This window comes from Dactylosporangium sp. McL0621, from assembly GCF_049995355.1.
GTDB lineage: Bacteria > Actinomycetota > Actinomycetes > Mycobacteriales > Micromonosporaceae > Dactylosporangium.
The window spans coordinates 3,272,518-3,286,792 of record NZ_CP188259.1 but is presented as its reverse complement, the minus strand read 5'-3'; the positions used below and the strand labels follow the sequence as shown (position 1 = coordinate 3,286,792).

Sequence of the window (14,275 nt, the reverse complement as noted above, 5' to 3'; positions counted from 1 at the left end):
TGTCCGCGTGATCTTCCGCGCGGCGACCCGCGACGACCTGCCGGCCATCCTCGCGCTGCTGGCCGACGACGTGCTCGGCCGCAACCGCGACGGCGGCGTGGTCGACGCCTCCTACGAGCGCGCGTTCGCGGCCATCGAGGCCGACCCGCGCAACTTCGAGATCGTCGGCGACGACGGCGGGGTCATCGTGGCGTGCCTGCAGGTGACGTACATCCCGGGCCTGGGCCGGCACGGCGCGGAGCGCGCCCTCGTCGAGTCGGTGCGCGTGCGCGCGGACCGGCGCGGGCAGGGCGTGGGCGCGGCGCTCATGACGTGGGTCATCGAACACGCCCGGGCGCGCGGGTGCGGCCTGGTCCAGCTGACCACGGACAAGAGACGCGCGGACGCGCACCGCTTCTACGCGCGCCTCGGCTTCGTGGCCAGCCACGAGGGCATGAAGCTGGTTCTGTAGGCGGTACCGTCGGGCGATGACCAACACCTATGCGAGCCCGGCCGGGCTCGAGGGCAAGGCGTGCATCGTGACCGGGGCCGCGCAGGGCATCGGGCGGGGCATCACGCAGGCGCTGACCGAGCGGGGCGCCGCCGTGCTCCTCGTCGACCACAACGCCGAGACGCTGGAGGGGACCGTCAAGGCGCTGGAGGGACGGCGGGTCGTCGCGCTGCGATCCGACATCCGCGAGCGGGGCGAGGCCGAGCGGATCGTCGCCGCGGCCGTCGAGGCGTTCGGGCGGCTCGACGTGCTCGTGAACAACGCCATCGCCACGCGCGCGGCCGGGCCGTTCACGGAGCACAGCGACGAGGACTACGACCTGGTGTTCGAGACCGGGCCGCGGGCGACGTTCCGGCTCATGAAGGCGGCGTTCCCGCACCTCGCCGCGGGCGGGGCCGGGTCGGTGGTCAACCTCGGGTCGAGCGCGGGGACCGAGGGGCAGGCGGGCTGGGCCACGTACGCGGCGGCCAAGGAGGCCGTCCGCGGCCTGTCCAAGGTGGCGGCGACCGAGTGGGGCGCGGCGAACGTGCGCGTCAACGTGGTGTGCCCGTTCGCGAACTCCGAGGGGGCGCAACTGTGGGAGCGGTTCGATCCGGAGGGGTACCACGCCGCGCTCGCCAAGGTGCCGATGGGGCGCATCGGCGACACGCGCACCGACATCGGGGCACTCGTCGCGTTTCTGGCGAGCGACGACGCGGCGTACATCACCGGCCAGACCATCATGATCGACGGCGGCTGGGGCATGCACCGGATCTGAGCCGTCACACCGAGGTGTAGAACTCCCGCGGGCCGGCGGCCAGGGACGCCTTGACGTGGGCGCTCCACGCGTCGGCCGGCACCTCGACCCGGCCGGCCTCGAGACCGTCGAGGCCGGCGCGGACGACCGCCGCGGGGTCGGTCCAGGTCGAGATGCCCGCGTTGTTGACGAGCAGCGTGACGTCGGGCGCGACCGCGGCGACGGCGGCGACCTGCCCGGGGTCGGTGATGCCCCGGCGCAGCCGCTCGACGCCGGGCACGTCGATGCGCTCGGGGTCGCGCGCCGTGGCGTATACCTTCGCGGCGCAGCGCTCGAGCAGCTGCCGCGCGAAGAGGCGGCCGAGGCCGCCGACCAGCGCGATGGAACCGTTGATCCGCATGCGGGCTACGCTAAATCTGACGCTGACGTGAGGGGCAAGGGTGCGGATCGGTGACTTGGCGGACAAGACCGGCGTTTCGGTCCGGGCCCTGCGGTACTACGAGGAGCAGGAACTGCTGGCCGCCGAGCGGAGCCCGCGCGGGCAGCGCCACTATGCGGACGGCGCCGTGGAACGGGTACAACTGATTCAGACGCTTTATGCCGCCGGGCTGTCCAGCCGGTCGATCCTCGACCTCCTGCCGTGTGTCGACGCGAAGGCGAACACGCCGGAGTCCCGGGCCCTGCTGCGCTCCGAACGCGGCCGCATCTCGGCGCAGATCGAGCGGCTCGAGCGCGCCCGGGACCGGCTCGACGCGGTCATCGCGCACAGCGAGAGCCCCGCGAGCGGGTGCGCCGTTTTTGGGGAGCCCGTGGCTGGGTAGAGATCCCTCAACCGCTGTATCGCCGGTCAGAGGAGATGTGATGAGTGTTGCCGCGGATCCAGCCACCGTCGACAAGTGCCTCCGCGTGGGCGCCGGGTTCTCCCAGGGTGACCGCAACTGGATCGCCGAGCAGTTCGCGACGCTCGACGCCCGGCTCGCGGCGTTCCAGGCGGACGCGACCGAGCTCGAGGTGTCGGTGAAGGACCGCGAGGCGCCCGGGCAGAAGGTCACGCTGGAGTGCTGGATCGCCGGCCGGCCGAAGATCGTCACGACCTCCGCCGAGGAGGAGCTGCACGCGGCCCTCCACGACGTGCGCGACGATCTGCGCCGGCGCCTCAACGACGCGAAGACCCGCCAGGAGCCCCGCAGCAACCGGCACCTGCGCGAGCGGCCCGAGCCGGAGGACGCGACCGAGCTGCTGTGAGCCCCGGCCCGGCCACCTCGCACCCCGGGGTGTGCCGGGCCCTTCTCAGGCGTTCTGCCGCTCGGCCCGCTGCCGTATCAGCTCCTCGACCGCGGTGGGCAGCGTGTTCTCGAAGTCGATGAGCTTCGCCCAGGTCGGCGTGACGACGATCCGGACCATGCCGTCGTAGAGCGAGCGCACCTCGGCCTCCCACTCGACGCGCTGCTCGGGCGTCATCGTATAGCTGCCGTTCATCTGCAGGTACTCGTCCGGGATGCCCTCGACGGTGTCCAGCTCGGCCCGCCCGCGGATGAGCAGGATCTTCGGCGGGTGCACCTCGGTGTCGATGGTCAGGGCGACCGCCGGGTTCGCGCGCAGGGCGGGCAGCTTCGGGGCGTTCTTCGAGGTACACAGGACGATCTCCGAGCCGTTCCAGGTGAAGGCGATCGGGATGGTGCGCGGGGTGCCGTCCTTGGCCACGTAGGCCAGGCGGGTCAGGTCGCGGGCCAGCAGCTCCTGGCTGAGCGGGCGGTTCAGGACCTCGGTGATCTCGCTCGGTTCCATGCCCTGGGGACGGAGCCGGCCGCGCGTTCTCGACAACGGGGGGCACACGACTTTCTGCGTCCGTCAGGCCACGCCGCACGCTCGCGGCGCGGCGCGACCGTGAACCCGCGGGCGCAGCCGGCGCGGCGTGGCGCTGAACCCGCGGCGCGGCCGGCACGACGCGGCACGGCACGACGCGGCACGGCACGGCACGGCACGGCACACACGCGGCGCGGCGCTGAACCCGCGGGCGCCGGCACCGCGCGGCGTGGTGCGGCCTTGAACCCGCGGCGCGTCAGGCGTGCGCGCTCGGGGCGGCCGTGGACTCGCGGACCACGAGGTGGGTGGCCAGCTGGACGTGCATCGAGTCCGGTGAGCCGCCCCGGGCGATGGTGTGCAGCGTCCGCACCGCGACCCGCCCCATGTCGGCGATCGGCTGGTGCACGGTCGTCAGCGGCGGCGAGGAGAGCTTCGCCGGCTCGATGTCGTCGAAGCCCACGACGGACAGGTCCTGCGGCACGCGGCGCCCGAGGCGGCGCGCCGCCTCGAACACGCCGAGCGCGGCCCCGTCGCAGGCGGCGAAGATGGCGGTCGGCGGGTCGGGCCGGGCGAGCAGCTCGAGGGCCATGCGGCAGCCGTCCTCGGCCGTGAAGCCGCCGTGCACGACGAGCGCCGGGTCCGACTCGATGCCGGCCAGTTCCAGGGCGTTGCGGTACCCGTGCAGCCGCTCCCGCGACGCCGCGATCTCGGCGGGCAGGCCCGCGAAGCCGATGCGCCGGTGCCCGAGCGCCACGAGGTGCTCGGTGGCCTGGGTGCCGCCGGCGAAGTTGGTCGCGGCGACGCTGGCCAGGGCGGTCCCGAACGCGCCGGTCAGGTCGACGGACACCAGCGGCAGGCCCAGCTCGTCGACGGTGCGGACCTGGTCCGCGGTCAGCGCCAGGGACACGACGATGACGCCGAGGCGGCGGCGGGCCGCGGCGCGCACCAGCCACCCGTCGCTGAGCGGGAGGCCGGGGCCGCCCGCGCGGTCCAGCACGTCGACGCAGATCTCGATGCCGAGGTCGCGGGCGCCGGTCAGGATGCCGGCGAGGACCTGCAGGGAGTACATGCTGACCATCGAGTCGAACACCACGTCGACGACGGTCTCGGCCTGCGGCTCGCGCGGCCCGGTGCTGGGCACGTAGCCGAGCGCGGAGATGGCCTCCTCGACCTTCGCGCGTGTGCGCGGATCGACGTTCGGCCGCTTGTTCAGCACCTTCGACGCGGTCGCCTTGGACACGCCCGCCGCCTGGGCGACGGCCTCGAGGGTGACGCGAACCGGCGGCTCGCCCATGCACCCTCCCGAAACTGTTTCACGCGTTGACAGCAGAGTAGGTTACCCATACCGTCGATACAACACGAAACTCCAGGAAAAAGTTTCCGACCTAGAGGACGACGGATCGTGACGACTGTGACCGAGAGACTCCCGTACCAGGACGCCACGCTGCCCGTCGCGCAGCGCGTCGAGGATCTCGTCGGGCGCATGACCCTCGCCGAGAAGGTCGGGCAGATGCTCCAGCTCGACGCCCGGCTCGACCTCGCCGAGGCGGTGCTGACGAAGACGACCGGCTCGCTGCTGCACTCCTCGCCCGCGCGCATCCGCGAGGCGATGGCCCTGGCCGCGACGACCCGGCTGCGCATCCCGCTGCTGATGGCCGACGACTGCATCCACGGCCACGCGTTCTGGCCCGGCGCGACGGTGTTCCCGACGCAGCTGGGCATGGCGTGCAGCTGGGACCCGGCGCTCGTCGAGCGGGCCGCGCGGGTTACCGCGACCGAGATCTCCACGACCGGCCTGCACTGGACCTTCTCGCCGGTGCTGTGCATCGCCCGCGACCTGCGCTGGGGCCGCGTGGACGAGACGTTCGGCGAGGACCCGTTCCTCATCGGGGAGCTCGGGGCGGCCATGATCAGCGGGTACCAGGGCGGCGGCCTGCACGACACGACCGCGGTACTGGCCACGGCCAAGCACTTCGCGGGCTACTCCGAGACCCAGGGCGGCCGCGACGCCAGCGAGGCCGACCTCACCCCGCGCAAGCTGCGCTCCTGGTTCCTGCCGCCGTTCCAGCGGGCGGTGGAGGCGGGCTGCGCCGTGTTCATGCTCGGGTACCAGTCGATCGACGGCGTGCCCGTGACCGCCAACCGCTGGCTGCTCGACGGAGTGCTCAAGCGCGAGTGGGGCTTCCCCGGCACCCTGGTCACCGACTGGGACAACGTCGGGCGGATGGTGTGGGAGCAGAAGGTCTGCGCCGACGACGTGGAGGCCGCGGCCATCGCGGTGGAGTCCGGCAACGACCTCATCATGACCACGCCCGCCTTCTTCGAGGCGGCGCAGGCGGCGGTCGGGCAGGGCCGCCTGGCCGAGGCGAAGATCGACGATGCGGTACGCCGGATCCTCCGCCTGAAGTTCGAGCTGGGCCTGTTCGAGAACCCCCGCGCCGCCGACGCCGAGCGGCAGGCCGCCGTCATCGGCTCGGCCCCGCACACCGAGCTCAACCTCGAGGTCGCCCGCCGCTCCCTCGTCCTGCTGCGCAACGACGGCACCCTGCCGCTGGCCGGCGGCGTGCGCCGCATCGCGCTCGTCGGCCCCAACGCCGACGACCCGCACGCCCAGCTCGGCGACTGGGCCGGCGCCTCGGGCCAGGTCGACTGGATGCCGGACGGGCACCCGCGCGAGACCGTCATCACCGTGCTGGACGGCCTCAAAGCGGCGCTGCCCGACGGCTGGGAGGTGACGTACCGCGAGGGCGCCCAGATCGGCAGCCTCCAGCCCGACCCGGCCGGCTCGCACTTCCCCGACGGCCAGCCGCGCCCGCCGCTGTTCCAGGCCGCGCCGGCCGACCCGGCGGCGATCGCCGGGGCGGTCGCCCTGGCCGAGGCGAGCGACGTCGTCGTGGCCGTCCTCGGCGACAACGTGGCCCTGACCGGCGAGGGCAAGTCGACCGCGACGCTGGACCTGCAGGGCGGCCAGGCCGCGCTGCTCGACGCGCTCGTGGTCACCGGCAAGCCGGTCGTGGTGGTACTCATCCAGGGCAAGCCGTCGACACTGCCGGCCTCGGCCGAGCGCGCGGCCGCCGTGATCGAGGCGTTCAACCCCGGCATGCAGGGCGGGCGGGCCGTCGCCGAGCTGCTCCTGGGCGAGATCGAGCCGAGCGGCCGCCTCCCGATCTCCTTCGCGCGCCACGCCGGGCAGCTGCCGGTGTACTACAACCAGATCCGCGGCCAGCACGGCAACCGCTACGCCGACCTGACCCAGGAGCCGCTCTTCGCGTTCGGCGAGGGCCTGTCCTACTCGACGGTCGAGTACTCCGACCTGCGCATCGCCGACGCGACGGTACCCGCGGACGGCATCATCCGCGCGAGCCTCACGATCGCCAACACCGGCGGGCGCCCGTCGCCCGAGACGGTCCAGGTGTACGTGAGCGACCTCGTCACGAGCGTCACGTGGGCCGAGCGCGAGCTCAAGGCCTTCACCCAGGTGACCGTGGCGCCCGGCACGTCGCAGACCGTCGAGGTCGAGCTGCCGGCGTCGGCGTGCACCCTGGTGACCGCCGACGCCCGCCGCGTGGTCGAGCCGGGCCGCTTCGAGCTGCTCGTCGGGCGCAGCTCCCGCCCCGCGGACCTCCTGCGTGCGCCCTTCGAGATCCGGCCCGCCGCAGCGGCGCAGTAGGGCCAGCCTCACCCCCGATCCGGGGGCGCGCGGGGCTGATTCGCCACGCCGCGGGCGGGATTGTCGACGCATGTCGAACTCTCCCGCCACCGCCGCCCGCTGGCACCGCCCGCTGGTGTGGCTCGCCGCCGTCATGGGCGTGCTCACCGTCGTCGCCTGGGCTTTCTCATGACGACGCCGACCGCGGCCCAGCAGGCCGAGCTGGACCGGGGCGGCGCACCGGCGATGATCGGCGCGCACAGCGTGGGCGTCACCGACGGCGGCCCCGCGATGCCGGTCACCGGCTGGTCGACCACGGGCGGCGACCTGCGCATCGCCCACTTCGCCGGCATCCACGCGCTGCAGATGCTGCCGCTGCTGGCCCTGCTGCTGACCCTGCTGGCCGCGCGCTACCCGGGCCGCCTCGCCGCGGTCCGCACCCGGCTGCGGCTGGTACGGGTGGCCGCGGCCGGGTACGCCGGGCTCGTAGCCCTCCTCACCTGGCAGGAGCTGCGGGCCAGCCGCTGCTGAAGCCGGACGCGACGACCCTCACGGCGGCGGCCGGGCTCGCGCTCGTCGTCCTCGCGGCAGCGGCCCTGGCCGTGCGCGGGCGCGCGGAGACGATCACGAACGCGCCGGTACTGCAGAACGCCTGAACGCCCGCGTCAGCTCGCCTCGCCGAGCCAGGAGCGCACCGCCGCGGCCTCGTCGTCGGTGAAGGGGATCTGGGCCGCCTCCGCCCGCGACAGGACGTTGTTCACGAAGGCCGAGCCGATCTCGGCGGGCGTGGGCGGGGGCTGGCGGTGCAGCGGGTACCCGCCGAAGGACGTCCCCCGCACCACGAACGCCACCGCGCCCCGGCTCACCGGCACGCCGTTGTCGCGCAGGCGGTCCCGGGACCAGCTCGTGCACTGGGTCAGGTTGAAGCGGTGCTCGCGCGCGTAGGCGGACAGGGTCTCGTAGATGGACGGCCACCAGGGCTGGGGCAGGCGGGGCAGGCTCAGCTGGTCGGCCAGGCGCTCGACCGGCTCGGGCAGGACGGTGCGGGGCGCGCCGGGGGCAGCCGGCTCCGGGGCCTCGTGGCGGCGCTCGTCCCACAGCAGGTGCTGGGACATGTGCAGGCCCGGCAGCTCCAGCGTCTCCAGGGCCCGGGCGAAGGAGCCGAAGCCGAACCAGTTGCTGGTGCCGACGACCGGGCCGAGCTCGCTGCGCAGGCGGTACGCGAGCGCGGCCATGTTCAGCGGGGTCTCGGCGGCCTCGTACTCGGCGCCGACGATGGTGCGGAACTGCTCGTAGGCCTCGTCGGGCACGAAGTCGGGGCCGCCCTCGTCGGCGTCGTCGAAGTCGTCGAGGTCGACCGGCTCGCCCTGGATGAGGGCGAGCAGCTGCTGGCTGTCCAGGAGCTGGTCGGCGATGGCGGTGAAGGCCTCGGCGGCGTCGGCCGGGGAGACGATCATCGTGCGGCGGTCGGCGCGGCGCAGGCGCTGCAGGAGCGGGGTCATGTCCGAGTCGCCGGACGCGATGACGAACTCCTCGTAGCGGGTGTCGTCGGCCAGCGCGTCGACGGCGTCCACGACGATGCGGATGTCGGCCGCGTTCTTCGTGGCGTTGTACCGCGGGCAGTCGATGACCTCGAAGCCGGCGCGCACGAAGGATGGGCGGAAGCGGGAGAAGTACAGCCGGCTCGGCTCCCCCGCCGCGTCGCGCGAGTTCACCCAGCCCGCCGGGTTCAGGTAGCAGCGCAGGATCAGCCAGCGCCGGGGTGTCTCGGCGGTCAGGGTGGTGGACAGGCGATGGAGCCACACGCCGGGCTCGGACGCGAACTGCACGGCGACCTCGGGGTCGAGCTTGAACAGCCCGCTGAACACGTTGTCGAAGTCGAGGAAGAACGCGGTTCGCACCATCCGCGCCACCCTACTTCGCCGGCAGCGTGGCCACGAAGGCGGAGGCGTCGGCCACCCACCGATCGAGGTCGGCGTCGTCGAGCTGCTCCCCGGCCACGACGATCCAGCCGCGCATCGGCCGGCCGGTCAGGTCGAACGGCCGCACGCCCGGGCGGGCCAGCGCGGCGTCGGCGTCCTCCGGGCGCAGGCGCACGAGCAGGTCGTCGCCGTGCACGCCCACGGTCATGTTGCCGGCGGTCAGGAACGCCAGGCCGCCGAACATCCGCTTCGGCGTCGCGGCCGGGAGCCGGTCGCGCAGCCGCTCGGCGAGCACCTCGTCGTACGCCATCAGGTCATGCTAGGCCGGGTATGACTTCGGCAACTCCGGAAACCCTTGACCCGGGCCGCGAGCAGGCCCGGCCGGGGCCTGGGCTGAGTGAACGGTCATGAATGGTTCGTTCGTGTGTTGCTATCGTTCTGCCGGATGATGCTCTTTGACATGGAGCAACTTCACTGAGCGTCATTCAACGGCTACGCTGAATGCCCGGCGTCCTGGATGGGGAGGAAACGGCGACCATGGTCAAGAAGATCCTCAGATGGGGTGGCCTGGCGTTCCTGGTGTTCTTCATCGCGTACCGCCCGCAGTCCGCGGCCAACGTGGTGACCTCACTCGGCGGCGGGCTGCTCGACATCGCGAACGGGTTCGGCGACTTCTTCGCCAGCCTGGGCAGCTGAGGCCGCCGCTTTTCGCACTTGGTGCACATGCATTTTTGGCACATGACGCAGCTCAGGCCGCGTCGTGCACCAGCAGGGCGATCTGCACCCGGTTGTTGAGGGCCAGCTTGGCCAGCAGGCGCGACACGTGCGCCTTCACGGTCGGCACGCCCATCCGCAGCTCGGCCGCGATCTCGGCGTTCGAACGGCCCCGGCCTACCGCCGCGGCCACCTCGCGCTCGCGGTCGGTCAGGCGGGCGAGCCGGGCCCGGGCATCGGCGCGGCGGGCCGCGGCGGCCGGGTCGGCGACGTGGTCGATGAGCCGGCGCGTCACCGCCGGCGAGAGCACGGCCTCGCCGTTCGCGACCGTACGGATCGCGCGCAGCACCTCGCGCGGCGGCGTGTCCTTGAGCAGGAAGCCGCCGGCCCCGGCGCGCAGGGCCCGCAGCACGTAGTCGTCCGCGTCGAACGTGGTGAGCACGATGATCTGCGGCGCCCGCGCGCGGGCCCGCAGCCGCTCGGTCGCCACGAGCCCGTCCACGCGCGGCATCCGGATGTCCATGAGAATCACGTCGGGTGCGTGCGCGTCGGTCAGCGCGACCGCCTCGGCCCCGTCCGCGCCCTCGGCGACCACCTCGATGTCGCCGGCGCCGCGCAGGAGCATCGCCAGGCCGGCGCGCACGAACGGGTCGTCGTCGACGATCGCGACCCGGATCGCGCGGCCCTCACCCACCGCCGCTCACCCAGGGCAGCCAGGCGGTGAGCCGGAACTCGAAGCCCGCGACACCGTGGGCGAGGCGGCCGCCCGCGAGCTCGACGCGCTCGGCGAGGCCGATCAGCCCGGTGCCGGAGCCGGGCACCGAGGACGCCGGGGCCGACAGCGGGTTGGTGACCTCGACCCGGACCCCGTCCGCGGGTGTGCCCCAGACGTGCACCTTCGCGGCGGTACCGGCGGCGTGCTTGCGGGCGTTCGTGAGGCCCTCCTGCACGATGCGGTACACCGTGCGCCCGACGGTCACGTCCGGCCGCTCGCCCTCGGGCAGGGCGCTCTCGTAGCCGGCACCGGCCGCCGCGACGAGGCCGGGGATGTCGGCGAGCGTCGGCTGCGGCCGTTCCCCGTCGCGAAACGCCGACGTGTCGCGCAACACGCCGATGACCGCGCGCAGCTCACCCAGCGCCTCGTGCGCGTTCGTGCGGATCACGCCGGCCGCCGACGACACCTCCTCCGGCGACGCGTCGGTGCGCAGCTCCAGCGCGCCCGCGTGCAGGCTCACGAGCGACAGGCGGTGCGCGAGCACGTCGTGCATCTCGCGCGCGATGCGCGTCCGCTCAGTCAGCCGCGCCTGCTCCACCCGCAGCCGCTGCTCCGACTCCAGGCGCGCGGCCCGCTCGCGCAGGGAGGCCACCAGGCGGCCCTGGGCCCCGGCGAACAGGCCCCACCCCAGGGCGCCCGCGACGATCCCGCCCCGCACGACCAGGTCGACGGCGAGGGGGTGGCGCGGGTCGGGCTGCAGCGCGAAGTACACCAGCACGCTGCCGATGTCGGCCGCCGCCACCGGGACCGCCGGGCCGGCCCCGCGCCGCACGGCGAGCGCGAACACGGAGACGGCGAGCGCCGGGGTCACCGAGCCGGCGACCGCGCCCGCCGGGATGAGCAGGAGGGCCACGAGCAGGGGGTGGCGGCGGCGGTACCACAGCAGAAGGCTCCCCACCGTCCCCACCGCGGCATCGACCGGCCAGCTCAGGGCCGGCTCCGAGCCCGGGCGCGCCCATCCGGCGTCGCCGGTGCGCAGCAGCAGGGCGCCGATCGCGAGGCACCCGGCCACGCCGGCCGCGTCGGCCAGGAGTCGGCGGCGGGAGCGCGGCATGTGCGAAGGGTACGACGGCCCGGCCCCGCGCGGGACCGACCAAAGTCGGGGGTGCCCCGCTACCGGGGACGGATGCCGGCCCGCGGTCCGGGGCCGCACGCTGGCCCGCATGATCGAGGTTGCGGGACTTTCGCGGCGGTACGCCGGCCGCCCGGTCGTCGACGGGGTCACCTTCCGCTGCGAGCCGGGCACGGTGACCGGGTTCCTCGGCCCCAACGGCGCCGGCAAGTCCACGACGCTGCGCATGATCTGCGGGCTGACGGCCCCGTCGGGCGGGCGGGCGACGGTCGATGGGGTGCCGTACCGCGAACTGCCCGACCCCGGCCGGCGGTGCGGGGTGCTGCTCGACGCGGCCGCCCAGCACGCCGGCCGCACCGGGCGCGAGACCCTGGCCCTGTCCGCGCGCCTCCTGCGCCTGCCGCCGGCCCGCGTCGAGGCCGTGCTGGAGTGCGTCGGCCTGGCCGGGGCGCCCGCCCGCCGGCGCGTCGGCACGTACTCCCTCGGCCAGCGCCAGCGCCTCGGCGTCGCCCACGCCCTGCTCGGCGCGCCCGGCGTGCTCATCCTCGACGAGCCCGCCAACGGCCTCGACCCCGAGGGCATCCGCTGGATGCGCCGCCTCCTGCGCGAGCACGCCGACGCCGGCGGGACGGTCCTGCTCTCCTCGCACCTGCTGGCCGAGGTCGAGCGCGTCGCCGACCGGCTCGTCGTCATCGCGGGCGGCCGGATCGTGGCCGAGGGCACGCCCGCGCAGCTCGCCGGGGGCGGCGACCTCGAGGACTCGTTCCTGCGCCTGACCGGAGGTACCTCCCGATGAACCTGATGCTGGTGGAGCTGCGCAAGACGGTCGACACGCGGGCCGCGCGGTGGCTGCTCGCGGCCGTCGCGGTCCTGGCCGTCGCGGCGCCCGCGGTGCCGGCCGGCCCGCGCACGTTCCCGGCCCTCGCCGCCGCCGCGCAGCTGCCGGTGTCGATCCTGCTGCCCGTGCTCGCGGTGCTGTCGGTGACGAGCGAGTGGTCGCAGCGCACGGCGCTAGTCACCTTCGCGCTGGTACCCGGCCGGTGGCGCGTGGTGCTCGCCAAGCTGGCCGCGGTCGTGGTGCTGGGCGCGGCCGGGGCCGGGTTCGCGCTCGCCGCCGCGCTCGTGCTGTGCGCGGGCCGCGGCGCGTCCGCGGCCGTCGCCGGGCAGCTCGTGCTCGTCGACCTCGCGACGATGCTGTGCGCGTTCGGCTTCGGCCTGCTGCTGCTCGCCTCCCCGGCGGCGATCGCCGCGTACTACGTGGTGCCGATCGGCTGGGCGGCCGCGGGCCGGCTGATGCCCGCCCTCGAACCGGCGGCGCGCTGGCTGGACCTGAGCCGCACCCGGATGCCGCTGGCCGAGGCGGGGGTGGGCGCGGCGGAGTGGGCCCGGTTCGCCGCGTCCGCCGCGCTGTGGGTCGCGGCCCCGATCCTGCTCGGCCTGGTCCGCACGGCCCGCGCCGAGATCCGGTGACGCCGCCGGGCGGAACCACCGCCGCGAGCGGGACCGGCACGAGTCCGCGGCGGGTGCGACTTCGGGCCGGACGCCGCGGAAAGGGCACGCCGGCCCCCTTCGCGGCGGCCGGCGGCGACGACGAGCGGTGCGAGCGGCAGATCCTGCGCCGCGACGGGTCCCGGGTGTGGATCACGACGCGGGTGCTGCACGTGCACACCGGCGGGTACGTCGTGCTCGAGTCGGTGGAGAGCACCGAGCGGCACGCCCTGGCCGACCCCGCGGCCCGCTCCCAGGACGAGGCGCGGCGGCTGGCCCGGGCCGAGCGGGACGCGGCGAAGGTGCGCGGGACCGGGCTGGGCCTCTACATCGTGCGGAACCTGGCTCAGGCCAACGGCGCGGACGTACACCATGAGCCGAACCCGGGCGGCGGCGCGCAGTTCGTGCTCGACCTGGAGGCGGCTCAGGCGTAAGCGGGCAGCCGCACGGCCTCGGCGGTGCGGCGGGCCGCGTTGGCGATCATCTGCTTGCCGGGCAGGTACGGCACCAGCCGCATGTACTGGTTCAGCAGCGCGGTCGCCACCCGGCCCTGCGGCACCATCATCCTCGCGTTGCCCTCGGCGCCGCGCTGGGCGCCCTCGGCGTACGGGCGCATGAGGCGCTCGTAGGCGGCGAACCCGGCCGCGTGGTCGCCGCCGGACCGCAGCAGCTCGCCGGCGAGCACGTAGGCGCCGACGACGGCGAGCCCCGAGCCCATCCCGGACAGCAGGCACGGCGAGTAGCCGGCGTCGCCGAGCAGCGCGACGCGGCCGGTGTGCCAGGCGGGCATGCGCACCTGGGCGACGGAGTCGACGTAGAGGTCGCTGCCGTCGAGGGCCTGCAGCAGCCGCGGAGTGACCCAGCCGACGCCCCGGAACGCCTCGCGGATCATCCGTTGCGGGTCGCCGCCCTCCGCCGCGTCCGGGGTCGGGAAGAACAGCTGGGCCCACGCCGGTCCGCTGCGGTCCGAGCGGCCGACGATGACGACCTTGCTGGCGGTGCGGTACGCCAGCGCCGAGTTCGGCGGCCCGAGCTCGCCGGGCACGGGGAAGATCGCGCAGTGCAGGCCGAGGTGGCGCACGTACTGCTCCTCGGGTCCGAACGCGAGCGCCCGGACCCGCGAATGCAGCCCGTCGGCCCCGATCACCAGGTCGAAGCGCTCCGCCGGGGCGTGCTCGAAGGCCACGGTCACGCCGTCGGGGTCCTCGTGCAGCGCGGTGACGGTGTCGCCGAAGCGGTACGCCACCCCGAGCGGCACGGTGGCGTCGTGCAGGATGCGGCCCAGGTCGCTGCGCAGGATCTCGATGTCGCCGGCGAAGAGGTCGGCGGGCAGGGTGCTGATGCGCCGGCCGCGCTCGTTGACGTAGTGCATGGCGCCCATGCCGGTGCGGTGGCGCTCGACCTCCTCCAGCACGCCCATGCGGCGCAGCACCGACAGGTGGACGTCGCCGCGGAAGTCGACCGCGTGGCCGCCGGTGCGCAGGCCGGGCGCGCGCTCGACGACGGTGACGGCCGCGCCGCCCCGCCGCAGCCAGTAGGCCAGGGCCGGCCCGGCGACGCCGGCACCCGAGATCAGGACGTGCATGAGAACCTCCGCGTGTTTATGGGTTAAGCAGTTCTGTT

Annotated in this window: 18 protein-coding genes; 10 read left to right on the top strand and 8 right to left on the bottom strand. The window is 74.4% G+C overall.

Features of this window, described 5'->3' with window-relative positions:
• Window positions 1-7 precede the first annotated feature (7 nt).
• Window positions 8-451, top strand: a complete 444-nt coding sequence (locus ACPPVO_RS15410; RefSeq protein WP_360389822.1) for a GNAT family N-acetyltransferase — start codon at window positions 8-10, stop codon at window positions 449-451.
• Between the two features lie 16 nt (window positions 452-467).
• On the top strand, window positions 468-1,247 hold the full coding sequence (locus ACPPVO_RS15405) for an SDR family NAD(P)-dependent oxidoreductase (RefSeq protein WP_426511886.1): 780 nt from the start codon (window positions 468-470) through the stop codon (window positions 1,245-1,247).
• 4 nt (window positions 1,248-1,251) lie between these two features.
• Here the strand turns inward: ACPPVO_RS15405 and ACPPVO_RS15400 are convergent, their stop codons facing one another.
• Entirely contained in the window at window positions 1,252-1,626 is a 375-nt protein-coding gene (locus ACPPVO_RS15400; RefSeq protein ID WP_426511885.1) for a hypothetical protein, read from the bottom strand.
• A 40-nt stretch (window positions 1,627-1,666) separates the two neighbouring features.
• Here ACPPVO_RS15400 and ACPPVO_RS15395 point away from each other — a divergent pair, with 40 nt between their 5' ends.
• Both ACPPVO_RS15395 and ACPPVO_RS15390 read left to right on the top strand, forming a co-directional pair.
• Window positions 1,667-2,047 carry a MerR family transcriptional regulator gene (locus tag ACPPVO_RS15395; RefSeq protein ID WP_426511884.1) on the top strand — a complete coding sequence of 127 codons (381 nt, stop codon included), beginning with the start codon at window positions 1,667-1,669 and terminating at the stop codon, window positions 2,045-2,047.
• A gap of 40 nt (window positions 2,048-2,087) precedes the next feature.
• The gene (locus ACPPVO_RS15390; protein ID WP_426511883.1) at window positions 2,088-2,471 is read left to right on the top strand and encodes an HPF/RaiA family ribosome-associated protein; all 384 of its coding nucleotides are present in this window, start codon (window positions 2,088-2,090) and stop codon (window positions 2,469-2,471) included.
• 45 nt (window positions 2,472-2,516) lie between these two features.
• On the opposite strand, the gene ACPPVO_RS15385 is transcribed toward ACPPVO_RS15390, so the two are convergent.
• Entirely contained in the window at window positions 2,517-3,014 is a 498-nt protein-coding gene (locus ACPPVO_RS15385) for a pyridoxamine 5'-phosphate oxidase family protein (RefSeq protein ID WP_426511882.1), read from the bottom strand.
• A gap of 274 nt (window positions 3,015-3,288) precedes the next feature.
• Window positions 3,289-4,326, bottom strand: a complete 1,038-nt coding sequence (locus ACPPVO_RS15380) for a LacI family DNA-binding transcriptional regulator (RefSeq protein WP_426511881.1) — start codon at window positions 4,324-4,326, stop codon at window positions 3,289-3,291.
• 117 nt (window positions 4,327-4,443) lie between these two features.
• Between ACPPVO_RS15380 and ACPPVO_RS15375 the strand changes: the two genes are divergently transcribed.
• Window positions 4,444-6,702 (top strand): glycoside hydrolase family 3 N-terminal domain-containing protein, encoded by a 2,259-nt coding sequence (locus ACPPVO_RS15375; RefSeq protein WP_426511880.1) that lies wholly within the window; start codon window positions 4,444-4,446, stop codon window positions 6,700-6,702.
• Window positions 6,703-6,870: 168 nt separating this feature from the next.
• Window positions 6,871-7,212, top strand: coding sequence for a hypothetical protein (locus ACPPVO_RS15370; protein WP_426511879.1), 342 nt, complete (start codon window positions 6,871-6,873; stop codon window positions 7,210-7,212).
• Between the two features lie 134 nt (window positions 7,213-7,346).
• Here ACPPVO_RS15370 and ACPPVO_RS15365 read toward each other — a convergent pair whose 3' ends face one another.
• Window positions 7,347-8,585, bottom strand: a complete 1,239-nt coding sequence (locus ACPPVO_RS15365; RefSeq protein WP_426511878.1) for an NYN domain-containing protein — start codon at window positions 8,583-8,585, stop codon at window positions 7,347-7,349.
• A gap of 10 nt (window positions 8,586-8,595) precedes the next feature.
• The gene (locus ACPPVO_RS15360) at window positions 8,596-8,913 is read right to left on the bottom strand and encodes a TfoX/Sxy family protein (RefSeq protein WP_360389794.1); all 318 of its coding nucleotides are present in this window, start codon (window positions 8,911-8,913) and stop codon (window positions 8,596-8,598) included.
• A 227-nt stretch (window positions 8,914-9,140) separates the two neighbouring features.
• Here ACPPVO_RS15360 and ACPPVO_RS15355 point away from each other — a divergent pair, with 227 nt between their 5' ends.
• Window positions 9,141-9,299, top strand: a complete 159-nt coding sequence (locus tag ACPPVO_RS15355) for a hypothetical protein (protein ID WP_360389791.1) — start codon at window positions 9,141-9,143, stop codon at window positions 9,297-9,299.
• A gap of 52 nt (window positions 9,300-9,351) precedes the next feature.
• Here the strand turns inward: ACPPVO_RS15355 and ACPPVO_RS15350 are convergent, their stop codons facing one another.
• A complete protein-coding gene (locus ACPPVO_RS15350) occupies window positions 9,352-9,942 on the bottom strand; it encodes a response regulator (RefSeq protein WP_426514633.1) in 591 nt (196 codons plus the stop codon).
• 61 nt (window positions 9,943-10,003) lie between these two features.
• Entirely contained in the window at window positions 10,004-11,146 is a 1,143-nt protein-coding gene (locus tag ACPPVO_RS15345; RefSeq protein ID WP_426511877.1) for a sensor histidine kinase, read from the bottom strand.
• 109 nt (window positions 11,147-11,255) lie between these two features.
• Between ACPPVO_RS15345 and ACPPVO_RS15340 the strand changes: the two genes are divergently transcribed.
• From ACPPVO_RS15340 to ACPPVO_RS15330, 3 genes are read left to right on the top strand one after another with little or no spacing between them, the layout of a single operon-like run.
• Window positions 11,256-11,960, top strand: a complete 705-nt coding sequence (locus tag ACPPVO_RS15340; protein ID WP_426511876.1) for an ABC transporter ATP-binding protein — start codon at window positions 11,256-11,258, stop codon at window positions 11,958-11,960.
• Window positions 11,957-12,634 carry an ABC transporter permease gene (locus ACPPVO_RS15335; RefSeq protein ID WP_426511875.1) on the top strand — a complete coding sequence of 226 codons (678 nt, stop codon included), beginning with the start codon at window positions 11,957-11,959 and terminating at the stop codon, window positions 12,632-12,634. Before ACPPVO_RS15340 ends, ACPPVO_RS15335 begins: the two co-directional genes overlap by 4 nt.
• A gap of 53 nt (window positions 12,635-12,687) precedes the next feature.
• Window positions 12,688-13,086 carry an ATP-binding protein gene (locus ACPPVO_RS15330; protein WP_426511874.1) on the top strand — a complete coding sequence of 133 codons (399 nt, stop codon included), beginning with the start codon at window positions 12,688-12,690 and terminating at the stop codon, window positions 13,084-13,086.
• Here ACPPVO_RS15330 and ACPPVO_RS15325 read toward each other — a convergent pair.
• Window positions 13,077-14,237: an FAD-dependent monooxygenase gene (locus ACPPVO_RS15325; RefSeq protein ID WP_426511873.1), complete on the bottom strand. Its 1,161-nt coding sequence runs from the start codon at window positions 14,235-14,237 to the stop codon at window positions 13,077-13,079. The genes ACPPVO_RS15330 and ACPPVO_RS15325 overlap by 10 nt on opposite strands.
• Window positions 14,238-14,275 lie beyond the last annotated feature (38 nt).